We start from the raw sequence: 19,202 nt of genomic DNA on the forward strand, positions 1-19,202 counted from the left end.
TTATTCTTCACCACCTATAACCGCAAAGTCTGCAACTACGTCACCTTCTGCTAAGTGTATAACCCTAACACCCTGAGCAACTCTTCCCCTTGAAGGAACATCCGCCACTTTGAATTTTATAGAAGCTCCGTCTTTTGTAAAGACCACAACTTCTTCATCTCCTTTTACATATGCAACTCCTACAACAGGACCTGTTTTTTCAACTTCTGCGATGTTTTTGATTCCTAAACCATCCCGCGATTGTTTTCTGTATTCACTTGCCTCGGTAAGCTTCCCGAAACCTTTTTCAGTTATTGTCAGTATGTATCCGCTATCGTCTTTTAAAATTGTGGCAGACACTACTTGATCTCCTTCTCTTAATCTAATGCCTCTAACACCTGCAGCATTCCTCCCCATTGTGCGAACTTCATCAACTGGGAATCTTATACTCATACCAAGTTTGGTTGAGATTAAAACTGTGCTATCTTCTGATTCTACACGCAAAACTGAAACAAGTTCGTCTCCATCTCTAAAAGTAATTGCCCTTATACCTTTAGATGTAATATTCTTGAAGTCTTCTAAACTTGTTCGTTTAACTACGCCGTTTTTTGTGACAAACAGCAAATCGCCTTTGTAATCTGAGATGTCCATCATAGCAAGCACTCTTTCATTTGGTTCCAGCTTGATATATTTAGTAATCGGTTTTCCTTTTGTAGCTCTACCGCTTTCTTCTATATCTATGTTTTCTATCTCGTATACTTTGCCTTGCGAAGTGAAGAATAATGTTTTATTGTGCAACTTGGTATAAATAATCTGAGATATTATGTCGTCTTCCATCAAATTTGCCCCAGTAACACCTTTACCATTTCTCCTCTGCGTTCTGAATGCGTTCAAATCCATGAGCTTTAGGAATCCTTTTCTTGTAAGAGTCATAACAACATCTTTGTTTGGTATAAGGTCTTTCTTGCCAAATTTCGTTATAACTTCTTCGTGTTCTGTTATTTCTGTTCTACGAGCGTCTCCGTATTTCTCTTTAACCTCAAGCAACTCTTGAACAATCACTTCGTAAACTTTTTCATCGCTCATTAAGAGTTCTTTTTCTTTCTCAAGCCTTAAAAGAACCTCTCTGTATTCCGATTGGAGGTTCTGTGTCTCGAGGTTGGTTAATCTACCAAGTCTCATATCAAGCACAGCTTTTGCTTGTTCTTCAGTCATCTGTAAGATTTCCATAAGCTGAGACATAGCATCAGATGTATCTTTTGCATTCCGAATAATTTCTACGACAGTATCAATAGACTTTGAAGCTTTTATTAGTCCCTCCAAAATGTGCGCTCTTCGTGAGTCTTGTTGATAAGCGTACTGCGTCCTTTTCCTGATAACTTCGAATCTGTGCTTTATATAAGCTTCAACAAGTTGCTTTAAGTTCATCAATTTTGGTTGTTTGTCAGCGTCAATAACAAGAAATGTTGCATTAAATCGTGTTTGAAGGTTAGTTCTTTGATAGAGATTGTTTAAGATAACCTCTTCGTTTATATCCTCGGGAAATTCTATAACTATTCTAAGTCCTTCCTTATCACTTTCATCTCTTAGGTCCCTAACAGGAACTTCTTCTTCTTGTAAGTAGGCTGCTATTTGATTTATCAGGTCTGCTTTACTTACACCATACGGTATCTCAGTGATAATAATCGATTTTTTCTTTTTATCATGTTTTACTTCGACTCTTCCTCTAACTGTGAAACTTCCTTTACCGGTAACATACATTTCCCTGATACCGGCTTTACCTATAATGATACCTCCTGTTGGGAAATCAGGACCTTTTATTATATCAATCATCTCTTCCAACGATATATCAGGTTTCTTTATAACTGCAATTATGGTATCAACAACATCTCGTAAATTATGCGTTGGTATACTTGTTGCCATTCCAACAGCAATACCACTTGCACCATTTAAGAGGAGGTTCGGAAGCTTCGAAGGGAGCACTTCCGGTTCTTGTAGTGAGCCGTCGAAGTTGTCGAGCATCCGAACAGTTGATTTGTCTATGTCTTCGAGCATTTCTTCGGCAATTTTGTGCAACCTGGCTTCAGTATACCTCATTGCAGCAGGTGGATCACGGTCGATGGAACCAAAATTTCCCTGCCCTTCAACAAGTGGGTATCTCATCGACCAAGGTTGTGCCATTCGAACAAGCGCCTCGTATATTGCAGCATCACCATGAGGGTGGTATTTACCCATGACTTCACCAACGATACGTGCTGACTTCTTAAATGGTTTGTTGTGGAGCAACCCAAGCTCATACATGGAATATAATATCCTTCTTTGTACTGGCTTTAGCCCATCTCTCACATCCGGTATTGCACGACCAATAATGACACTCATTGAATAGCTCAAGTAAGACTTAACAAGCTCTTCCTCGAGTACACGTTCTATTACATTATTTGAATTGTTGTTCTCTCTTAACTCATTATTAGATAATGTATCCTGCTTAATTTCTCTTTCATCCACAGAAAATTACCTCCCAACGTTTTCAATATAGTTTGCCTTTGCTTAAATTTAAGCTATTCCATTAGGAAATTTTTGCTCCTGGTTCTATTTCACCAGACACTGTTAAAAGTGTAAGTCTGTCATTCTTTTTTGCAGCAAGAAGCATACCTTTAGATTCAATCCCCATAAGTTTTGCTGGTTTTAGGTTTGCTACAACAACTATCAGTCTTCCAACAAGTTCCTCGGGTTTGTAGAATTGAGCGATTCCGGCAACGATTTGTCGTGTCCCAAGTTCTCCCAGGTCAATTTGCAATTTAATTAACTTTTCTGATTTCTCAACCTTTTCAGCTGATATAATCTTTGCTACTCTAAGATCAACCTTTTTGAAGTAATCAATATCTATAAGTTCGTCCAAAGAAACAACATTTTCTGCCTGGCTTACAACACTCTCTTGCTTTTCCATAGGTTTATCCCCCTGCTTATTAGATTTTTGTGGTTTTTGGATTTCCTTTTCTGTTTTCTCTATCTTTTTAAAGAGAGGTTCGCCATGAACAACCTTGCGCCCTTTAAGTATGTTCCATCCTTCCAGAAACTTTTCCGAGAACGCTTCATTTACAGAAAGCCTGCTGTAAATCTCCCTTGAAGAATTCGGCATTACACACGATACAAGTGTTGCTACTTTGAAAATACTTTCAGTTACAAGAGAAAGAACCGTTCCAAGTCTCTCCTTGCTTCCTTCTTTAGCAAGTATCCAAGGTTTTGCCTCATCAAAATACTTGTTTAAATCACCTATAAACTGCCAAAGTACCTCTAGTGCTTCGGTAATTCTGTATTTATCCATAAGTTCAATATAGGTTTGCTTAGTCTTTTCGTAATTTTCCACTAATTTCTTGTCCAGTTCTTCCAATTCTCCAATTCCTGGTATCTGAGCATCAAAATGTTTTACTATCATTGCAAGCGTTCTATGTAAAAGATTTCCGTAATCGTTGGCAAGGTCTGAATTTAGTCTTTTGACCAAGTTTTCTTCAGAGAAATCCCCATCTTTACCAAAGACAATATCTCTGACAAGGTAATACCTAACAACATCGTTACCATACTTCTTAACGTATTCCCTTGGATCTATGGCATTTCCAAGCGACTTACTAATCTTTTGACCATTTACTGTTAACCAACCATGCGCGAAGATTTTTTTAGGTAATGGTAGACCAACCGACATCAACATCGCGGGCCAAATCAAACTATGAAACCTGTTAATTTCTTTTCCAATCAGATGCACATCAGCAGGCCACCATTTGTTGAATGTATCCATATCATCAGGATATCCTATAGCAGAAACGTAGTTTATAAGCGCATCGACCCAAACGTATATGACATGCTCCGGGTCATTTGGCATCGGAACTCCCCACTTCAGAGTCGTTCGAGTTATTGAAAGGTCCTTCAACCCCGATTCAAGAATCTTAAGCATCTCGTTTCTTCGAAAATCTGGCTCTACAAAATCGGGATTTTCTTTAAAATGTTTCAGGAGGGGTTCGTTGTATTTTGATAGTCTAAAGAAGTAATTTTCTTCTCTAATCAACTGCACTTCTCGTTTACATGATGGGCAAAGGTGTTTTCCATCTTCTGAATGTTCGAGTTCATCTTCATTCCAGTAAGTTTCACAAGGTACGCAATACCAACCTTCGTAGGTCCCCTTATAGATGTCGCCATTCTCCATCATCTTTGAAACAAAATATTGCACAGTTTTCATATGATGTTCATCGGTTGTTCTGATGAAATAATCGTTAGTAATTTCAAGCTCTTTCCAAAGCTCTTTAAACTTCTGGGCTAATTCATCACACAATTGCTGTGGTTCAACTCCTCTTTCCTTCGCTGCTTGCGCTATCTTTTGTCCGTGCTCGTCGGTACCGGTTAAGTAAAAGACATCATAACCCATCATCCGCTTGTAACGAGCAAGAATGTCACCAATGATAGTTGTATAAGAACTTCCAATGTGTGGCTCAGCATTAACATAATAAATAGGGGTTGTAATATAAAACTTCTTCACCTTAAAGCACCTCCAAAAAAGTCTATAATTATGATTCTTTGTATATTATACCACACTTTGAATCCCATTGTGTGAAACTTGTGAAAACTTTATTAGCTATAAAAAGCGAGGTGGAAGGGCTTTCCACCTCGCTTTTTATTTGTCATATTTGTTATATATTAAAAACTAATAAATCTCTATCTTGCCTCAAAAAGCTCTCTAAGAGGTGGAATGAGGTCAAGGTATTTTTTGTAATAAACGATTTCCCATCCAGGTCTAATAAGGTTCGGGTTTTTGATAATGGGATTAAGTGTCATAAGTTCCACTATCGCTAATGGCAAATCCTCATCTGAAGTTGCAATACCTAATCTGTAAGCTATCCGAGCCAAAGTATCTCCAGGTTTCACTGTGTAAGTAAGTTGCACCAACGAGACTCGATTATTATCTTCCTTTGTATCTAAGACACCTTCAGGCAGAATTTTTTTAACTTGAGAGAAGAGAATTTTTTGAACAGGTATTTCGAATTCTTCCACTATTGCCCCGCTAATAATAGCGTTTTGACCGTAAGTTCTCACGGATGGAACAGAAACAACAAAGACATCAGAGTCATTGATGACCTTCCCCATAAATTGTATCTTTCTCAATTCTTTTTTGTTAATTACAACTTCATATTCAAGATTTTCGAACAAATCGTAGATCCAAGGAGAACTTACAAGACTTTTTTCAAAAACAACCTTTCCATCCTTAAAAGAAAGCATATTTAGACTCTTCATGATAATCTCTTTCACCTGTTTTCCCGTCAATTTCAACGTTTTAACTGTAGTTGTTCTACCCACTAAAGCGTAAAGGTCTCGCCTCGTAATATCTCCTTCAATAAAGCCTTCAAAATTTGGGTTAAACACGTTCCATATTCCGATATGTGAGTTTGTATACTCGATTATCGATTTATTAACTATTTCTGTGACTAAGGTATCTTCTAAAATTGCCATGTACTTGTTAAATCCTATTGTTATGTTCGACTTTATTACAGGAGTATCTAGCCACTTTTCTACGTATGTTTCAAATTGCTGAGCCCAGTTCATTACGTTTTCTACAGGCTTTATCTTTTCTAGCTTTACATTTTGTACAGCTACTTTACTGATTTTCCATTTGCCGCTTGTTTGTGAAAGAGATATGTCTATTTGATTTACGGAAGTCCCTTCACTACCGGGAATTGAAAAAACTTTATTTTGCTTGTTTATGCCTGTGTAAACAAGTGTCTGATTACCGAAAAGGAAAATATCTACGTCTTTGTTGAATTCTTTAACCAAAACATCACCTAAGTTCAAGGCACTCTGGATCGAGATTTGCTTTCCACTTACCGGGTCATATGTTATTCCAGCGCTGGTTGCTAAGATAATAACATCTGGCTGAACCTCCGATTTCAATTTTTGTATAACTGATTTAATTGTGTTGACATAGTCTGCTGAAGCTAAATTACCGTATGGTGGAACGACACCTACTGTAGCAACTTTTAAACCGTTGCGAAAAACTTTGACGTAGTAATTTTTAATAAAACCAAACTTATTCACCAAATTAGATGCCAGTACGTATGTTTTCAAGCTTTTCAAATTTTTTTCAAATTTTTCACTTTCAAGCGTTAACTCAAATGTACCTGGCACGAACACATCATAACCAATTTGGTTGAATAAAGTAACAACAGGATTTTCACTTGCATCGTTTTCTAAAAAGTAATCGCCAAACGGGCTGCCGTATAATAAATTCCCGGTGTCAACTAACAATAACTCTGATGATTTTTGTCTAAGCTGTGAAACATAGGAATAAATTTGCACCAAACCTTTTGATTCATAAGTATTCGTGAAATAGTTGAACGGGAGAACATTCCCGTAAATATTGGCAGTATGAATAATAGTGACCGTTGTTGAAGTAGCCTGACCTAAGACTAAAACTGCCAGAACAAATAAACCTACCAGTGTAAGTGTCGTTCTTCCTTTCATAATGTTCTTCCCTCCTCTTCATCTATGTTTTGTGCATTTCTTTCATAACTTTCATAACAATCTTTACAAACGGCGATGTATTTGTCCTTCCCGCCGACATCAAAAACACCACCGTTGTTTTTTAATTTGTAAGATAACGTTGCCTTGTATTCGCCACATACTTCACAAACTGCTTTCTTTTTGATAATCTCATCTGCAAGTGCCATCAATTTTGCAGTCGTTTCAAAAGGTTCCCACAAATAACTCATATCCAGTCCTGCACAATAAACATCTACTCCATCTAAGGTTATTTTTTTGGTGATATTAACTAGTTCGACATCGAAAAAGTGAACTTCATCTATAAACACCGCATCCGGCTTTTCGATTAAAGAATTATAGTATTCAAAAAGCTCGGTCGAATCTTTGACAACCCTTGCAGGCATTTTGTGAAACTTGTGAGTTACAACGTCCTCAGCACTGTAGCGGGTATCGATAGCTGGCTTGAAAATCAAAGTTTTTTTCTTACCAATTTCGTAAATCTCAGCAAAGTTTAGAAGTTCTGTTGTCTTACCTGAATACATTGGACCAGTAATTACAGTGAGCTTCCCGATCGTTTTCATAGTTTAACATTTACACCTCTCTTTTGTCCTATATTTTTTCAAAGTTACACCATTTATCATATTACCACAAAGTTAAGTTTTTGTCGATAAAGCAGAGCAACTGTAAAAAATCTTAGCATATCTGGTATAATTATACCAGAAAAAGGAGGAATAGAAAAATGGATATGGGAAGAGATGAAAGATACCTCGTAGATACGCATGCACATTTGCATATGCCACATTTCAAATCAGACTTTCAAGATGTCCTTAAAAGGACTTCTCAACTACGTTTTGTCCTGAATGTTTCGACAAGTTTGAACGATATACAACCATGCATCGATATCGCCAAAACTCTGGGAAACACTTACACAGCTATAGGAATTCATCCGCATGATTCAACTGATGCTTTCAAAACCGGAACAGAATACCTTGATATTTTGGAAAAGACGGCAACGAAAGTAAACAGAGTCATTGCTATAGGTGAAATAGGTTTGGATTACTATCGAAATATATCTTCTGTGGATGTTCAAAAGAAAGTTTTTGCTGACCAGGTAGCACTGGCACTACACTTAAAACTACCAATAATTTTGCACATCAGGGAAGCATACGATGATACATACGATATTCTTAGAACCTTTTCTTTTGAAGGCTTACGTGGAATAGTGCATGCTTTCAGTAGCGACGAAACCTGGGCAAAGCGTTTTGTTAAATTAGGCTTTAAAATAGGAATTGGAGGTCCTATCACTTATCCAAAGAACGAAATGCTAAGGTCCGTGGTCAAAATAATTGGAGAGGAAAACATCGTTCCAGAGACGGATTGTCCTTACCTACCACCACAGCCTTACAGAGGTAAGCGGAATGAACCAATTTATGTATCTTACGTCTACGAAGAACTCGAAAAAATCTTTGGTCACGACGTTTCGGAACGGCTATGGAAAAATGTTCAAGAAATCTTCGAAGTTAGTCTTGCTGAAAGTTTTGCAAACATAGAACAAAGCACGGAATCTGGAGATGGTGAAAAATGATAGAACTAGTTCGCGGAAAATTCTTGGGACGTAGTGAAGGGAAAGTTCTTGTCGATATCGGTAATTTAGTAGTTGGTATTATATGCGATGCGGAAAGTTTTTCGGAAACAAAAGAAGGACAAGAAATTATTGTGTTTACAAAACTGATAGTAACGCAAGAAGATATAAGTATATACGGCTTCGATTCCAAAGAAAAGAGAGATGTTTTTGAAAAGCTCATAAAAGTATCAAAGTTAGGACCGAAGAGTGCAATAAAGATTCTATCTTCAGCAAGCATAGAATTTTTATCAACGGCAATCGCAAATGGTGATGTTGAAAGACTCTCGTCGATTCCTGGCATTGGAAGAAAAACAGCAGAAAGAATAGTTGCTGAACTTAAAGACGAATTTGAGCCAATGCAGGTTGATGACGTATCGCTTGAAGCAATCGAAGCACTTGTATCACTTGGATATGCGAAAACACAAGCTCAAAACGCTGTGAAACAAGCGAGGAAAGAATCTCCTGATGCAAATCTATCGAAATTGATAAAAGAAGCACTTAAGATTTTGTCAAAGATGTGAGGAAACATAAGGAAAGCATAAAAGAAAGAAGGTATTAGTATGGGGTAGGTCCTGTTGGTGGAATTTCAATGACAAATTCACCAAGCGTGGTCAACCCCGTTCTGGGTTATAAATTAGATCCCGGAGAACCCGGTGTTCCTTTTGGTGCACCGGCGAGCCAAAGTTTTTTAAGAGTGATGAACCAAGAATTTGCAAATTATATTGACTTTAAAAAGCAAGCTGCCGAGCAGGGTGGATTTATAATATACGGTGGTATATACCTTGATGTTCAAAAACGAGGCTCTTTCCTAGCGGCAGTTGCAGGTAAAACCAAAGTCTTAATCTATGTGCCTGGGCAGAGAAATGGTAATACTACGCAAGAAAACCAGCAAAACAAAATAGGTGAAGACAGTAGTTTGAAAAGAAACGAAATTGAAAGGAAAATAGATGAACTGTACAGAAAGCTACAGCAAACAGCGGATCCTATGGAGCGAGAAAAATTATTGCAACAGATTCTTTTACTAACAATGGCCATAAACGCACTCATGGTTGGTATGAAGATTCCAGAGCTACTTGTTGGAATGATTTTGAATACAACCGTGTAGTTAATATACTTAACTCTCATAAAAACTTCCGGAATATTTCAGGGGGAGGGGCTTTTGTGAAAATTTCCGAAATAGCAAAAACCATAGGTTTGAAAGAGGTTGTGTTCTGCCACGATTACGAAATCGAACATTGTTACGTTGGTGACTTACTAAGTGTTGTTATGCGTTCCGCTCAACAAAATAGCATTTGGCTCACGGTCCAAAGTCATGTCAACATAATTGCAGTTGCTGCACTAACAGGAATAAAAGCAATTGTACTGTGTGAAGGACTTGATTATCCGCAAGACACTATCGAAAAAGCAAAAGAGGAAGGTATAAATCTTTACGTCTCTTCGGAGAGTTCCTATTACATTGCTGGTAAGATCTACGAATTAGGGATTCGATGATTAGATATTTTAGTTGATTATGAGAAAGTTGATGATACATGTACAGGGCTGATCTTCACGTTCATTCTTGTTTGTCCCCTTGTGCAGAGCTTACGATGGTTCCTTCGGTGGTCTGTGATTCAGAAGTAGAAATCATATCAATCACTGACCATAACTCCGCACGTAACGTTGCGGCTTTTATTTCTTTATGTAGTAACAAAATTATCGTTCCTGGCATTGAAATCCATTCACTTGAAGACGTTCACGTGCTTGGTTACTTTCCGGATATTAAAGATGCGTTAGCTGTTTCAGAAGTCGTTGAACAAATGCTGCCAAAATTCGAGTATGATCCCGAAAAGTATGGTTACGAAGTAGTTTTGAATGAGCAGGAAGAATTCACAGAATCCCTGGATTATTACCTCGGTTTTCCTGTAAGTATGACTATCGAAGATATTTTACAACTAATTACAGAGCACAACGGTCTTCCAGTCTTTGCACACGTCGATAGAAGATTTGGCGTCATTCAACAACTCGGGATGGTGCCCCATAATGTCAAACACGTTGAAGTTAAGAAAAAGGAGCTTGCTTTTGAATTGCGAAGCAAGGGATTTATAATTTTAACTTCTTCTGATGCTCATACCCCCGACGAAATCGGCTCAAGGAAAGTATATTTTGAAGAGCAACCAAAGAGTGCAGAGCATGTCATAAAACTAATTCAAGAAGGGAGGTTTAAAACCATTTGGGACTTATAACTCTCGCAGACCACGTGCATGATATAGCAGAAAATTCAATAAATGCGAAAGCAAAGAATGTGAGGTTGGTAATCAAAGAAACAGATGAAATTTTTTATTTCTTAATAGAAGATGACGCGGGCGGAATTAGACCTGATATCCTTGAGAAAATCTTTGATCCATTTGTAACAACCAGAAAAAAAGAGATTAGAAGGGTGGGACTCGGGTTACCTTTTTTAAAGCAATCCGCCGAAGCAACTGGTGGTTATGTAAAAGTATATTCCGAATACGGTAAGGGTACAAGAACAGAAGCTTTGTTCTACAAATCCCACATTGATTGTCAACCGGTGGGAAACCTTGTCGATACATTTCTTGTTCTTTTGCTAAATCAAAATATAAAGTGGTTTATCACACGGTGCTATAATGACAATTGCTACGAAATTTCTTCTGAAACAATCCGAGAATACCTAGGAGTTTTGGACACGCCAGAAAAAATAAAAGCACTGTCAGAAATGCTGGAGGAACTTGAAAGCTCAATTAAGGAGTAAATAAAATAGAGAATTACAACAAGGGAGGAAAAAAGATGAGGAAAACAGCAGTTTTACCCATTTTAACGGTACTTTTTGTCTTCATCAGTATAACTTTACATGGTTTTGTGTTGAAAGACGTGAAGTTCGAGGGATTAAAAACTATTCAAAAAAACGAGTTAACTTATGCTTACAGTGCTTACATAGGAAAAGACATAAACATGTATGCAATAGAAGACATTGTCTCCCAACTTGAAGAACTTGGATACTTCGAAGACATTCAATACGTTCTGGAAGATGTTCCAGGGAAAGAAAATGAAAAAATTTTGCTCATAAAGGTTGTAGAAAACGAACCTGTCTCACAAGTTTCCTTAGAAATCACAGGACCCGGAATTATTGCCAAGGAAACACTCCAAGGCTCGATAACCTTACAAGAAGGTAAGGCCTTTAGTTTTGAAAAGTTCTGGGAAAGTATAAACAACATTGCGAAAATTTACACTGATAATGGTTACATTGTAGCAACTCCGAAATCTCAAGATAAGACTTTTGCTTTTGTCTACATATCGGGTCGTATTGATGGCAGTAATGTACTGTTCAAAGTAACAGAATATGTACTTTACGATGTAAAATTTGAAATTCAAAGCAACGATGAACAGTTCAAATCAGAGTTCCAAAATATCGAAAAGCAATTAAGTTTGCCAAAATACAAAGATTACGAAGTCAAAGCTCCACTCTTAAGGATTTTCGACAGCCCAAAGAATTACGTTCCAACCTTACAAAAGTTCCAGGAATTTTTCCAAAACCTTTCTAAATACGTATACTTCAAAGTGATTGATATTTCTACCTTTGAAGAGGAAATAGACATTCCCGCAAAAAGTCTTGTAATTACACTAACAGACAACACTATCGTAAATCAGCCTGCCCAATTAAAGGGAATCAGAACTAAGGGTAATACAATCTTTAGCGAAAGGGAACTCGTTGGTGAGGTAAAAGAAGGAACATACACAAATTTTGAGATTTTGAAAACGATACAAAAAGTAAAAGACAAATACGATAAATCCGGATACATCGTAAATCTGAATCTGGAAACTGACAAAGAAGGTTACCTGTACATAGTAGTAAGTGAAACCAAAGTTCGAAACGTTAAAATAACAGGGAATGAACGAACAAAAACCTATGTTTTCGACGATTTGATAGCCGTTAAACCCGGCGATTATTTAAACCGTAATCAGCTGCAAGTCACGTATATTGAACTCAAAAAGAGCAACTTCTTCAAAGACGTGAATTTAAACTTTGAACCAGTGGATAATGACAGTGTCGACATTGTTGTAAACGTCTTGGAAAAAGACAAGAAATTCGACTTCCAAGGTGGAATAACATGGGGGCCAGTGAAAGACAAACCTTGGTATGAGGGATTTGCAGGTATACTCTCACTATCTTCTACAAATCCTTTCGGTTACGGTGAGAACTTCTCCATATCGTTGCAAAAAGCACTTTCTACCACGAACCTGTCGCTCAATTTTGGTATAAGAAAGCCCTTTGAAATGCCATTAAGTGTATCGTCCTCAATTTCATTTAACCAGGAAACCCAAGAGGGAACAACAACAACAAAATGGAGCACTTCAGCCGGAATAAGCACTCTAAAAATGCCTATTGGTCAATTTTCTTTGACAGCGAATTACTCTGAAACCACGACCTCGTCTACAACAACGCTCACTACCAAAACCCTGGCTTTAACAGGAAGCTACGTTTATGAAACTTTAGATAACCTTTACGTCCCGATGAAAGGTTATTCATTCACCTTCAGTGGAACAAAATATTTCCCACTCTCAGAACAAGGTTCTGACGCTGTAAGTTACTTTACAGAGGCAACATACCACTTGCCATTATCCGAGACTGTTTCATTAGCAAGCCGCATTTATAACGCCCAAGTCTTTCAAACAGCGGGGGCTCCTGTGAACTTCAGCCTTGCTGGTCCATATCAGGTGAGAGGTGTAAAGAGCGAAGAAAAAGGAACCGTGCTTGTTTTAAACAACAACGAAATCAGATTTAAAGAACCAGACCAAATATTCTACTTTTCCATTTTCTACGACCTTGGATTCATAGGTCAAGCTTACACATTTGACAACCTCAAATCTTCAGCAGGTGTTGAACTGGGCTTAGTGTTACCTATGTTTGGTTTGGTGCGTTTTGGCGTAGGTTTGCAGATTTTACCAACATTTTCTCCGAACTTCAACACATATTTCATTTTTGGTCAGACATTCTAAAGAGCATAGTAAAGGGGACTTGGAGGTTTATAATAATGCACAATATTGACGAGTTACTTAAAAATCTCGAGTCGATTAGAGAACAAGCAAAACCTCTTGTTGAATCAAGATGGGAAGAATTTGAAAAACTAAGGCAGGAAGGTTCTGAAGAAGATTTATTTTCGGAGTTGTGTTTTTGCATTCTAACGGCGAACTGGAGTGCGCAGGGTGGTATTAAAGCACAGAAAATCATCGGACGTGGTTTTGTATATATGTCAAAAGAAGAGTTAGTTAGCAAACTACGGGAAGTTGGGCACAGGTATCCTGAAGCTAGAGCTGAATACATAATATCAAACAGGTGGATTATCGGCAAATTAAAAGAGTTAATTAAGCAGGAGGATCCTCGTGAGTACATCGTAAAGAATGTCAAAGGACTCGGTTGGAAAGAAAGCTCCCATTTCTTACGCAACATTGCGTTCACAAACTATGCTATCTTGGATAAGCATGTTCTAAGAATTATGAACAAATACGGTCTTATCGAAGAGATACCAAAAGGATGGACGAAAAAACGCTATTTAGACTACGAAGAAAGGCTTAGAAAAGTTGCAGATATGTTTGGAGAGCACTTAGGGAAGTTTGACCTCTACCTGTGGTATATGATAAAAAAGACTGTGGACAAATAAACAACTTTGTTCTAACTTAAGGAAGGGGGATTTCCATGAAACTAATCGAAAGCGTTCCAAATTTCAGTGAAGGTAGAAGGGAAGAGATTGTCAGGCAAATTATCGAAGAAGCCAGTAAGTATCCAAAAGTTAAGGTACTTGACTGGTCAATGGATAAGGACCACAACAGGTCTGTCGTCACGCTTGTTGGTGAACCAGAGCAGGTTCTCAACGCACTTTTCGACATGACAAAGAAGGCAGCCGAGCTAATAGATTTGCGCTACCATAAAGGTGAACATCCAAGGATGGGTGCTACGGATGTTATTCCTCTTGTTCCACTCATAGGAACAACCATGCAAGAATGTGTAGAGTGGTCAAAACAATTGGGCAAAAGAATAGGCGAAGAACTTGGGATTCCCGTTTACCTATACGAACGCAGCGCAACGCGTCCAGAGAGGGAGAACCTCTCAGAAATTAGAAAGGGAGAATTCGAGGGATTTTTTGAAAAAATCAAAGACCCAAATTGGAAACCAGACTTTGGTCCAGATAGAGTCCACGAAACAGCGGGTGTCACAGCTGTTGGCGCAAGAGAATTTCTCATTGCGTTCAACGTGAACTTAGGGACGAATAATATTGAAATTGCAGACAAGATAGCAAAAGCTGTAAGACACATTAGTGGTGGATACAGATACGTCAAAGCAATGGGTGTAGAATTAAAAGAAAAGGGCATAGTTCAAGTATCAATGAACCTCACAAACTATAAAAAATCTCCTATCTTCAGGGTTTTTGAAACAATCAAACGGGAAGCCGCGAGGTACGGTGTTCCTGTTGTTGGAAGTGAAATAATAGGTATGGTACCACTCCAAGCTGTTGTCGATACATTTGCATGGTATTTGCAGATCGACGACTTCGGGACTAACAGAGTTATAGAGGAAAGGTTACTTAACGAATTGACAAAAGAAATAGAGTGAAATAAGATATTTTTCACAATCTCAAAATTCAAGATTTTTCGGGAGGTGCACTTGCATCTCCCGTTGTTTTTGTGATATAATATAGCGGGTAAAAAGTTCGCATCTCGAACTTTTGATTTATCCTACAGCAGGAGGTGAGTATTATGGAATACAGGAAAGTAGGTAAGTGGGGATTAAAAATTAGTGAAGTTTCTCTTGGAACGTGGCTGACATTTGGAAACCAGCTGGATTTAAAATCCACTCGCGAAGTTGTGAGATATGCTGTGTCTAACGGTATTAACTTCATTGACACAGCCGAGGCATATGCAAATGGAATTGCAGAGTCTATGCTTGGTATGATTTTGAAAGAATACAGAAGAGAAGACCTTGTCATATCTACAAAAATCTTCTGGGGTGGCGATGGTCCAAACGACAAAGGACTTTCGAGAAAGCATCTTTTAGAAGGTACTTGGAACTCTCTTAAGAGATTACAACTGGACTATGTAGACATTCTCTACTGTCACAGACCAGACCCGGAAGTTCCTATGGAAGAAGTAGTCTGGACAATGGATCAAATTGTCAGGAGTGGACTCGCATTTTACTGGGGAACGAGCGAATGGAGTGCCGAAGAAATAGAAAGGGCACACCAAGTTGCAAAAGAGTTGAACTGCATACCACCTGTTGTTGAACAACCTCAGTACAACCTCATATTTAAAGACAGGGTTGAAAAAGAATACGCGCCACTTTACGAAAAATACGGTATGGGTCTAACCACATGGAGTCCTCTTGCATCAGGGGTCCTTACTGGGAAGTACTTGGAAGGAATACCTCAAGGCTCAAGACTCGATAGATGGCCCTGGCTTAAACAAGTGATGGAAGAAAGAGGAATATTTGGAGAAGAGACAACAAACAAAATCAAAAGGTTAAAACAAATCGCTGACGACCTGGGTGTTACTATGTCACAACTATCTATCGCTTGGTGTCTTAAAAATCCACATGTTAGTAGCGTCATACTTGGTGTAAGCTCCCTCGAACAACTCAAGGAAAACATAAAAGCTGTTGAAGTGAAAGACAAAATAACTGATGAAATCTATAAAGAATTAAGTTCCCTGTTTTGAGAACAACTCAATTAAGTAGCCGCGCAGTCGCGCGGCGCTTTTTATCATTCAATCACCATAGTGTAGATTTTAAAAGGTCTGTACTCTACCATAATAGCCCCTGCATTTACATGTACCTCTCTAACGTCTTCTTCCAAAATATTCGTAAGATACACCCTACTGAAGCTGAACTCTGGAATTATCTCCAAGTTTCCTGTTGAACCGACCTGCTCGCATAACCTTAGTACCTTCTTGCCATTTACTTTTCTGTAGGAAAGTATTTTAAAGTTGTCAGACTTAACATCTATCAAATTTTTTGGTTGACTTAATAAACCTTCGAAGACTATTATTTTCTTGTTGAAATTGTCGGCTCTCTTCACAATGTCTTTCACATCGCACGGTCCATGTACATAAATAGCATAGCTGAATTCTTGCAATCCTTCGTCATCGTAAAAATCTGGATATATACCTGCCTTGAGAGCCGTCAAACTTATGGTTGAATCTTCAACAGAATGTCCATATTTACCATCGTTTATTATCGTCACCCCAAGGTCGTATTGAGAAATATCCACCCACCTGTGAGCCAAAACTTCAAAACGGGCCTTTTCGAAGTTCGTGTTTCTGTGTGTGGCTCTCTCTATAAAGCCTCCATCAATATCAAACTTTGCAGTCCTTGAAAGTATGTTAGTTGGGAATTTAATCTTTAGAACTGTTCTTCTCATATGCCAATCAATACGAGTTCTAACAACAACTTCTTCACTGTCGGAACCAATAATAAAGTACTGTTCGACCATTGAACCCTCAATTGTGTATTGGGCTTTCAGAACTTTTCTCAGTTCATTATCTTCAACTACAGAAACGTTATCTGCTTTCAAAATCTTCTCAGAAAGGTGAGAATGGTAATCAATATCCCAATTGTCCCAGTAAGCAGGAATATCCTTGTACAAGGCTAACAGATTTCCTTTGCCTTTAAAAGCATACTTTCCTAAACGCTTGTTGTATATCTGTAGCGAACCATCGTTAAAGATACTCACCTTCATATGAATGTTTTCAATTTGGTATCCGTCTCCATCTTTTTTGAGTGTAAAATCCTCTCTTACTGCTGAATTTTGAACACTATCGACAGGATTCTTGATGCTTAACGAGAGGAGCTTTAGCGGTTCAATAGTGGTGGTATCATCACCCAGCTTATAGAAATACTTCCCATCGTACGTTGGAACTCTTTTCAAGGGCTTACCATTGAAGCTAAGCTCAAGCTCCTTTTCCAGTTCGAATTCGACGCTTCTTGAAAAAGAAGAAGTATTAAACAAAGTAATATATCCACTCTCTGAAACTATGTTTTCTAAAAATAGCTTTTGCTGTAGTTCTTTGCAATGTTGTATAATATAGCTCAACTCAGCGTTTGTTGTTTCGTATACCTCATGTATTGAGGAACCAGGAAGAATGTCATGAAACTCATTGCGAAGGAGAATCTTCCATAACTCGTCAATCTCTGGTTGCAATTCCCCGTCATATAACGCATTTAAGATTTCTGTAACCCTTAAATAATCTTCCGCAATTTTGTGAAGACGTTTTGTTCTGCTTTGCGAAGTTAACGTTCCACGATGAAGTTCCAGATAAAGTTCCCCGTCCCACACAGGCAATTTATCAAAAGAAAAATCTTCTTTCAATTTTTCGAAGAAATTCTCAGGTGTTGAATATACTGTATCTGGTATTCCTGGTACGTACTTCAAAGCATAGTAGTTCTCGCACATTTCTTCGGTAGGACCACCGCCGCCGTCACCGTATCCAAATGTTAGGAAAACTTTGTCTGTGAGTTCTTTCTGGCGGAAATTTTGCCACGTATTAATAATGGATTTTGCACTAATCCGACCGTTATAACCTTCTTCTAAATTCTTGTAACTGTAATACACAACCTCTGTTCCGTCAATTCCTCGCCATTTGCATATATCATAAGGGAATTCATTCGATTCATTCCATGTTAGTTTTGTTGTCACAAAATATTCTATACCAGATTGTTTTAAAACCTGTGGTAACACCCAAGAAAATCCAAAGACATCTGGCAACCAAGCTACTTTAGAAATCTTACCAAATTCTTTCTTGAAAAAGCTCTGACCGTAGTAGAATTGCCTGATAAGAGATTCTAAACTCGGAACATTACAATCTGATTCAACCCACATACCGCCAACAGGTTCCCACTTTCCCGTTTTGACCAGCTCTTTGATTTCGTTATATAGCTCTGGAGAGATTTCTTTTAGGTCTGCATACATCTGCGCAGAAGATTGGATGTATATAAACTCCGGATATTTCTTTGCTAATTGTACTGCATTGGCAAAGGTTCTTACGATTTTTCGTTTTGTTTCTTCAACTGGCCAAAGCCATGCATAGTCTATATGCGCATGCCCTGCTAAATAAACTTTTCCTAGTTTTGGGAATCGCACAGACACTTTTGATAATTCGGATCTAAATTTCTCATAAGCAATGAGCAAAGTTTCTCTAACTTCTTTTCTCCATAATGCAACCTGAGAAGAAATCTCTGGAGGTTCCCAAACGCTAAGTACAAGATTCTTAGCTGATTTATTCTCGCTTAATCCCTCCAAATAACTTTTTGTACCGCGTGGGATCTCTATTAACTGAATATGCTCGTCCAACAACCCCAATATTAGTGTTGATAGTCCTTCATCGTTTGTTTCTTGAACCACATCAATAGCATTTTTAAAGAATCTCACTGCCTTTAGCATATCGACATCGTAACAAATTAAGTGACCTTCGCTAAACAATGGCTCAGATTTTGTTCCGAAAAGTCCTCGTGGCATGGTTTCAACAGTGAGGTTGTGTTTTCTCCCATCGCAAAATTGAGTAAGATTTATTTCCCTGTGGTATTCATTTATTTCACCAAGAGTTAGTCCATCTAGTTTGATAAGCGATTCCCCACCAAACCAGGCACGTAGATAACACGTATGAAAACTTTCCAGTAGACTCTGTTGAAATACTGATTCAAAAATGGCTGGTTCATTTCCCGCTTCCCACCTGTACGGAAGTCTTATCATTTTTCCTTTATGTATCCAAGTAAGTTTTTCAATTCTTGTAACACAATACGGCATTACCTCATCCAGTATCTTGGAAAATCTCGCACAGTCGATTTGTTTGTTCCTGTACATATTTCTCACCCTCCCTTGCTTTGAACTTCATAATAAATTTCACGCACATCATAAATTATAAATTTAGAAACGTAAGACCTCCTCTGAAAGAGGCACAAAGAATAAAGAGCAATTCTAAGATAAAGAAAGCAATTCTAAGATAAAGTTTGATACAAGTTTTTTTCTTAAATTGTTTAATTGATTCTTATTTTTTTACACCAAAAAAAGTTTTTTTGGAAATAATCTCCAATGGT

General features: G+C 38.0%; 15 protein-coding genes. 10 read left to right on the plus strand and 5 right to left on the minus strand.

Going from position 1 to position 19,202, the window contains the following annotated elements; translation table 11 throughout:
- From gyrA to FERPE_RS04930, 4 genes are all read right to left on the minus strand, one after another.
- A complete protein-coding gene (gyrA, locus tag FERPE_RS04915; RefSeq protein ID WP_014451549.1) occupies window positions 1-2,484 on the minus strand; it encodes a DNA gyrase subunit A in 2,484 nt (827 codons plus the stop codon).
- A gap of 61 nt (window positions 2,485-2,545) precedes the next feature.
- The gene (gene metG, locus FERPE_RS04920; protein WP_014451550.1) at window positions 2,546-4,507 is read right to left on the minus strand and encodes a methionine--tRNA ligase; all 1,962 of its coding nucleotides are present in this window, start codon (window positions 4,505-4,507) and stop codon (window positions 2,546-2,548) included.
- A 176-nt stretch (window positions 4,508-4,683) separates the two neighbouring features.
- On the minus strand, window positions 4,684-6,483 hold the full coding sequence (locus FERPE_RS04925) for a 5'-nucleotidase C-terminal domain-containing protein (protein ID WP_014451551.1): 1,800 nt from the start codon (window positions 6,481-6,483) through the stop codon (window positions 4,684-4,686).
- Entirely contained in the window at window positions 6,480-7,082 is a 603-nt protein-coding gene (locus FERPE_RS04930) for a thymidine kinase (RefSeq protein ID WP_014451552.1), read from the minus strand. Before FERPE_RS04930 ends, FERPE_RS04925 begins: the two co-directional genes overlap by 4 nt.
- A 158-nt stretch (window positions 7,083-7,240) precedes the next feature.
- Between FERPE_RS04930 and FERPE_RS04935 the strand changes: the two genes are divergently transcribed.
- The 10 genes from FERPE_RS04935 to FERPE_RS04980 all read left to right on the plus strand — a co-directional run bounded on the left by FERPE_RS04935 (window position 7,241) and on the right by FERPE_RS04980 (window position 15,829).
- Entirely contained in the window at window positions 7,241-8,086 is an 846-nt protein-coding gene (locus tag FERPE_RS04935; RefSeq protein WP_014451553.1) for a TatD family hydrolase, read from the plus strand.
- Complete coding sequence (ruvA, locus tag FERPE_RS04940) at window positions 8,083-8,646, plus strand: Holliday junction branch migration protein RuvA (protein ID WP_014451554.1); 564 nt, start codon at window positions 8,083-8,085, stop codon at window positions 8,644-8,646. Before FERPE_RS04935 ends, ruvA begins: the two co-directional genes overlap by 4 nt.
- A gap of 68 nt (window positions 8,647-8,714) precedes the next feature.
- Window positions 8,715-9,230 (plus strand): hypothetical protein, encoded by a 516-nt coding sequence (locus FERPE_RS04945; RefSeq protein WP_014451555.1) that lies wholly within the window; start codon window positions 8,715-8,717, stop codon window positions 9,228-9,230.
- 56 nt (window positions 9,231-9,286) lie between these two features.
- The gene (locus FERPE_RS04950; RefSeq protein WP_014451556.1) at window positions 9,287-9,616 is read left to right on the plus strand and encodes a hypothetical protein; all 330 of its coding nucleotides are present in this window, start codon (window positions 9,287-9,289) and stop codon (window positions 9,614-9,616) included.
- A gap of 95 nt (window positions 9,617-9,711) precedes the next feature.
- On the plus strand, window positions 9,712-10,347 hold the full coding sequence (locus tag FERPE_RS04955; RefSeq protein ID WP_041262835.1) for a PHP-associated domain-containing protein: 636 nt from the start codon (window positions 9,712-9,714) through the stop codon (window positions 10,345-10,347).
- Window positions 10,335-10,874, plus strand: coding sequence for an ATP-binding protein (locus FERPE_RS04960; protein WP_014451558.1), 540 nt, complete (start codon window positions 10,335-10,337; stop codon window positions 10,872-10,874). Before FERPE_RS04955 ends, FERPE_RS04960 begins: the two co-directional genes overlap by 13 nt.
- A 35-nt stretch (window positions 10,875-10,909) precedes the next feature.
- The gene (locus tag FERPE_RS04965) at window positions 10,910-13,120 is read left to right on the plus strand and encodes a BamA/OMP85 family outer membrane protein (RefSeq protein WP_014451559.1); all 2,211 of its coding nucleotides are present in this window, start codon (window positions 10,910-10,912) and stop codon (window positions 13,118-13,120) included.
- 44 nt (window positions 13,121-13,164) lie between these two features.
- On the plus strand, window positions 13,165-13,782 hold the full coding sequence (locus tag FERPE_RS04970) for an N-glycosylase/DNA lyase (protein ID WP_041263306.1): 618 nt from the start codon (window positions 13,165-13,167) through the stop codon (window positions 13,780-13,782).
- 35 nt (window positions 13,783-13,817) lie between these two features.
- Complete coding sequence (gene ftcD, locus FERPE_RS04975; protein ID WP_014451561.1) at window positions 13,818-14,732, plus strand: glutamate formimidoyltransferase; 915 nt, start codon at window positions 13,818-13,820, stop codon at window positions 14,730-14,732.
- 143 nt (window positions 14,733-14,875) lie between these two features.
- Complete coding sequence (locus FERPE_RS04980) at window positions 14,876-15,829, plus strand: aldo/keto reductase (protein WP_014451562.1); 954 nt, start codon at window positions 14,876-14,878, stop codon at window positions 15,827-15,829.
- A 44-nt stretch (window positions 15,830-15,873) separates the two neighbouring features.
- Here the strand turns inward: FERPE_RS04980 and FERPE_RS04985 are convergent, their stop codons facing one another.
- Entirely contained in the window at window positions 15,874-18,969 is a 3,096-nt protein-coding gene (locus FERPE_RS04985; RefSeq protein WP_014451563.1) for an alpha-mannosidase, read from the minus strand.
- Window positions 18,970-19,202 lie beyond the last annotated feature (233 nt).

Source organism: Fervidobacterium pennivorans DSM 9078 (assembly GCF_000235405.2).
GTDB classification, from domain to species: Bacteria; Thermotogota; Thermotogae; order Thermotogales; family Fervidobacteriaceae; genus Fervidobacterium; species Fervidobacterium pennivorans.

What these genes read in the sequence shown, in the direction of transcription:
- ruvA (WP_014451554.1), top strand. Translation starts at nt 8,083, where the DNA reads ATGATAGAACTAGTTCGCGGAAAATTCTTGGGACGTAGTGAAGGGAAA.
- FERPE_RS04925 (WP_014451551.1), bottom strand. Translation starts at nt 6,483, where the DNA reads ATGAAAGGAAGAACGACACTTACACTGGTAGGTTTATTTGTTCTGGCA.
- FERPE_RS04945 (WP_014451555.1), top strand. Translation starts at nt 8,715, where the DNA reads ATGACAAATTCACCAAGCGTGGTCAACCCCGTTCTGGGTTATAAATTA.
- FERPE_RS04965 (WP_014451559.1), top strand. Translation starts at nt 10,910, where the DNA reads ATGAGGAAAACAGCAGTTTTACCCATTTTAACGGTACTTTTTGTCTTC.
- FERPE_RS04985 (WP_014451563.1), bottom strand. Translation starts at nt 18,969, where the DNA reads ATGTACAGGAACAAACAAATCGACTGTGCGAGATTTTCCAAGATACTG.
- FERPE_RS04935 (WP_014451553.1), top strand. Translation starts at nt 7,241, where the DNA reads ATGGATATGGGAAGAGATGAAAGATACCTCGTAGATACGCATGCACAT.
- ftcD (WP_014451561.1), top strand. Translation starts at nt 13,818, where the DNA reads ATGAAACTAATCGAAAGCGTTCCAAATTTCAGTGAAGGTAGAAGGGAA.
- FERPE_RS04930 (WP_014451552.1), bottom strand. Translation starts at nt 7,082, where the DNA reads ATGAAAACGATCGGGAAGCTCACTGTAATTACTGGTCCAATGTATTCA.
- FERPE_RS04980 (WP_014451562.1), top strand. Translation starts at nt 14,876, where the DNA reads ATGGAATACAGGAAAGTAGGTAAGTGGGGATTAAAAATTAGTGAAGTT.
- FERPE_RS04955 (WP_041262835.1), top strand. Translation starts at nt 9,712, where the DNA reads ATGGTTCCTTCGGTGGTCTGTGATTCAGAAGTAGAAATCATATCAATC.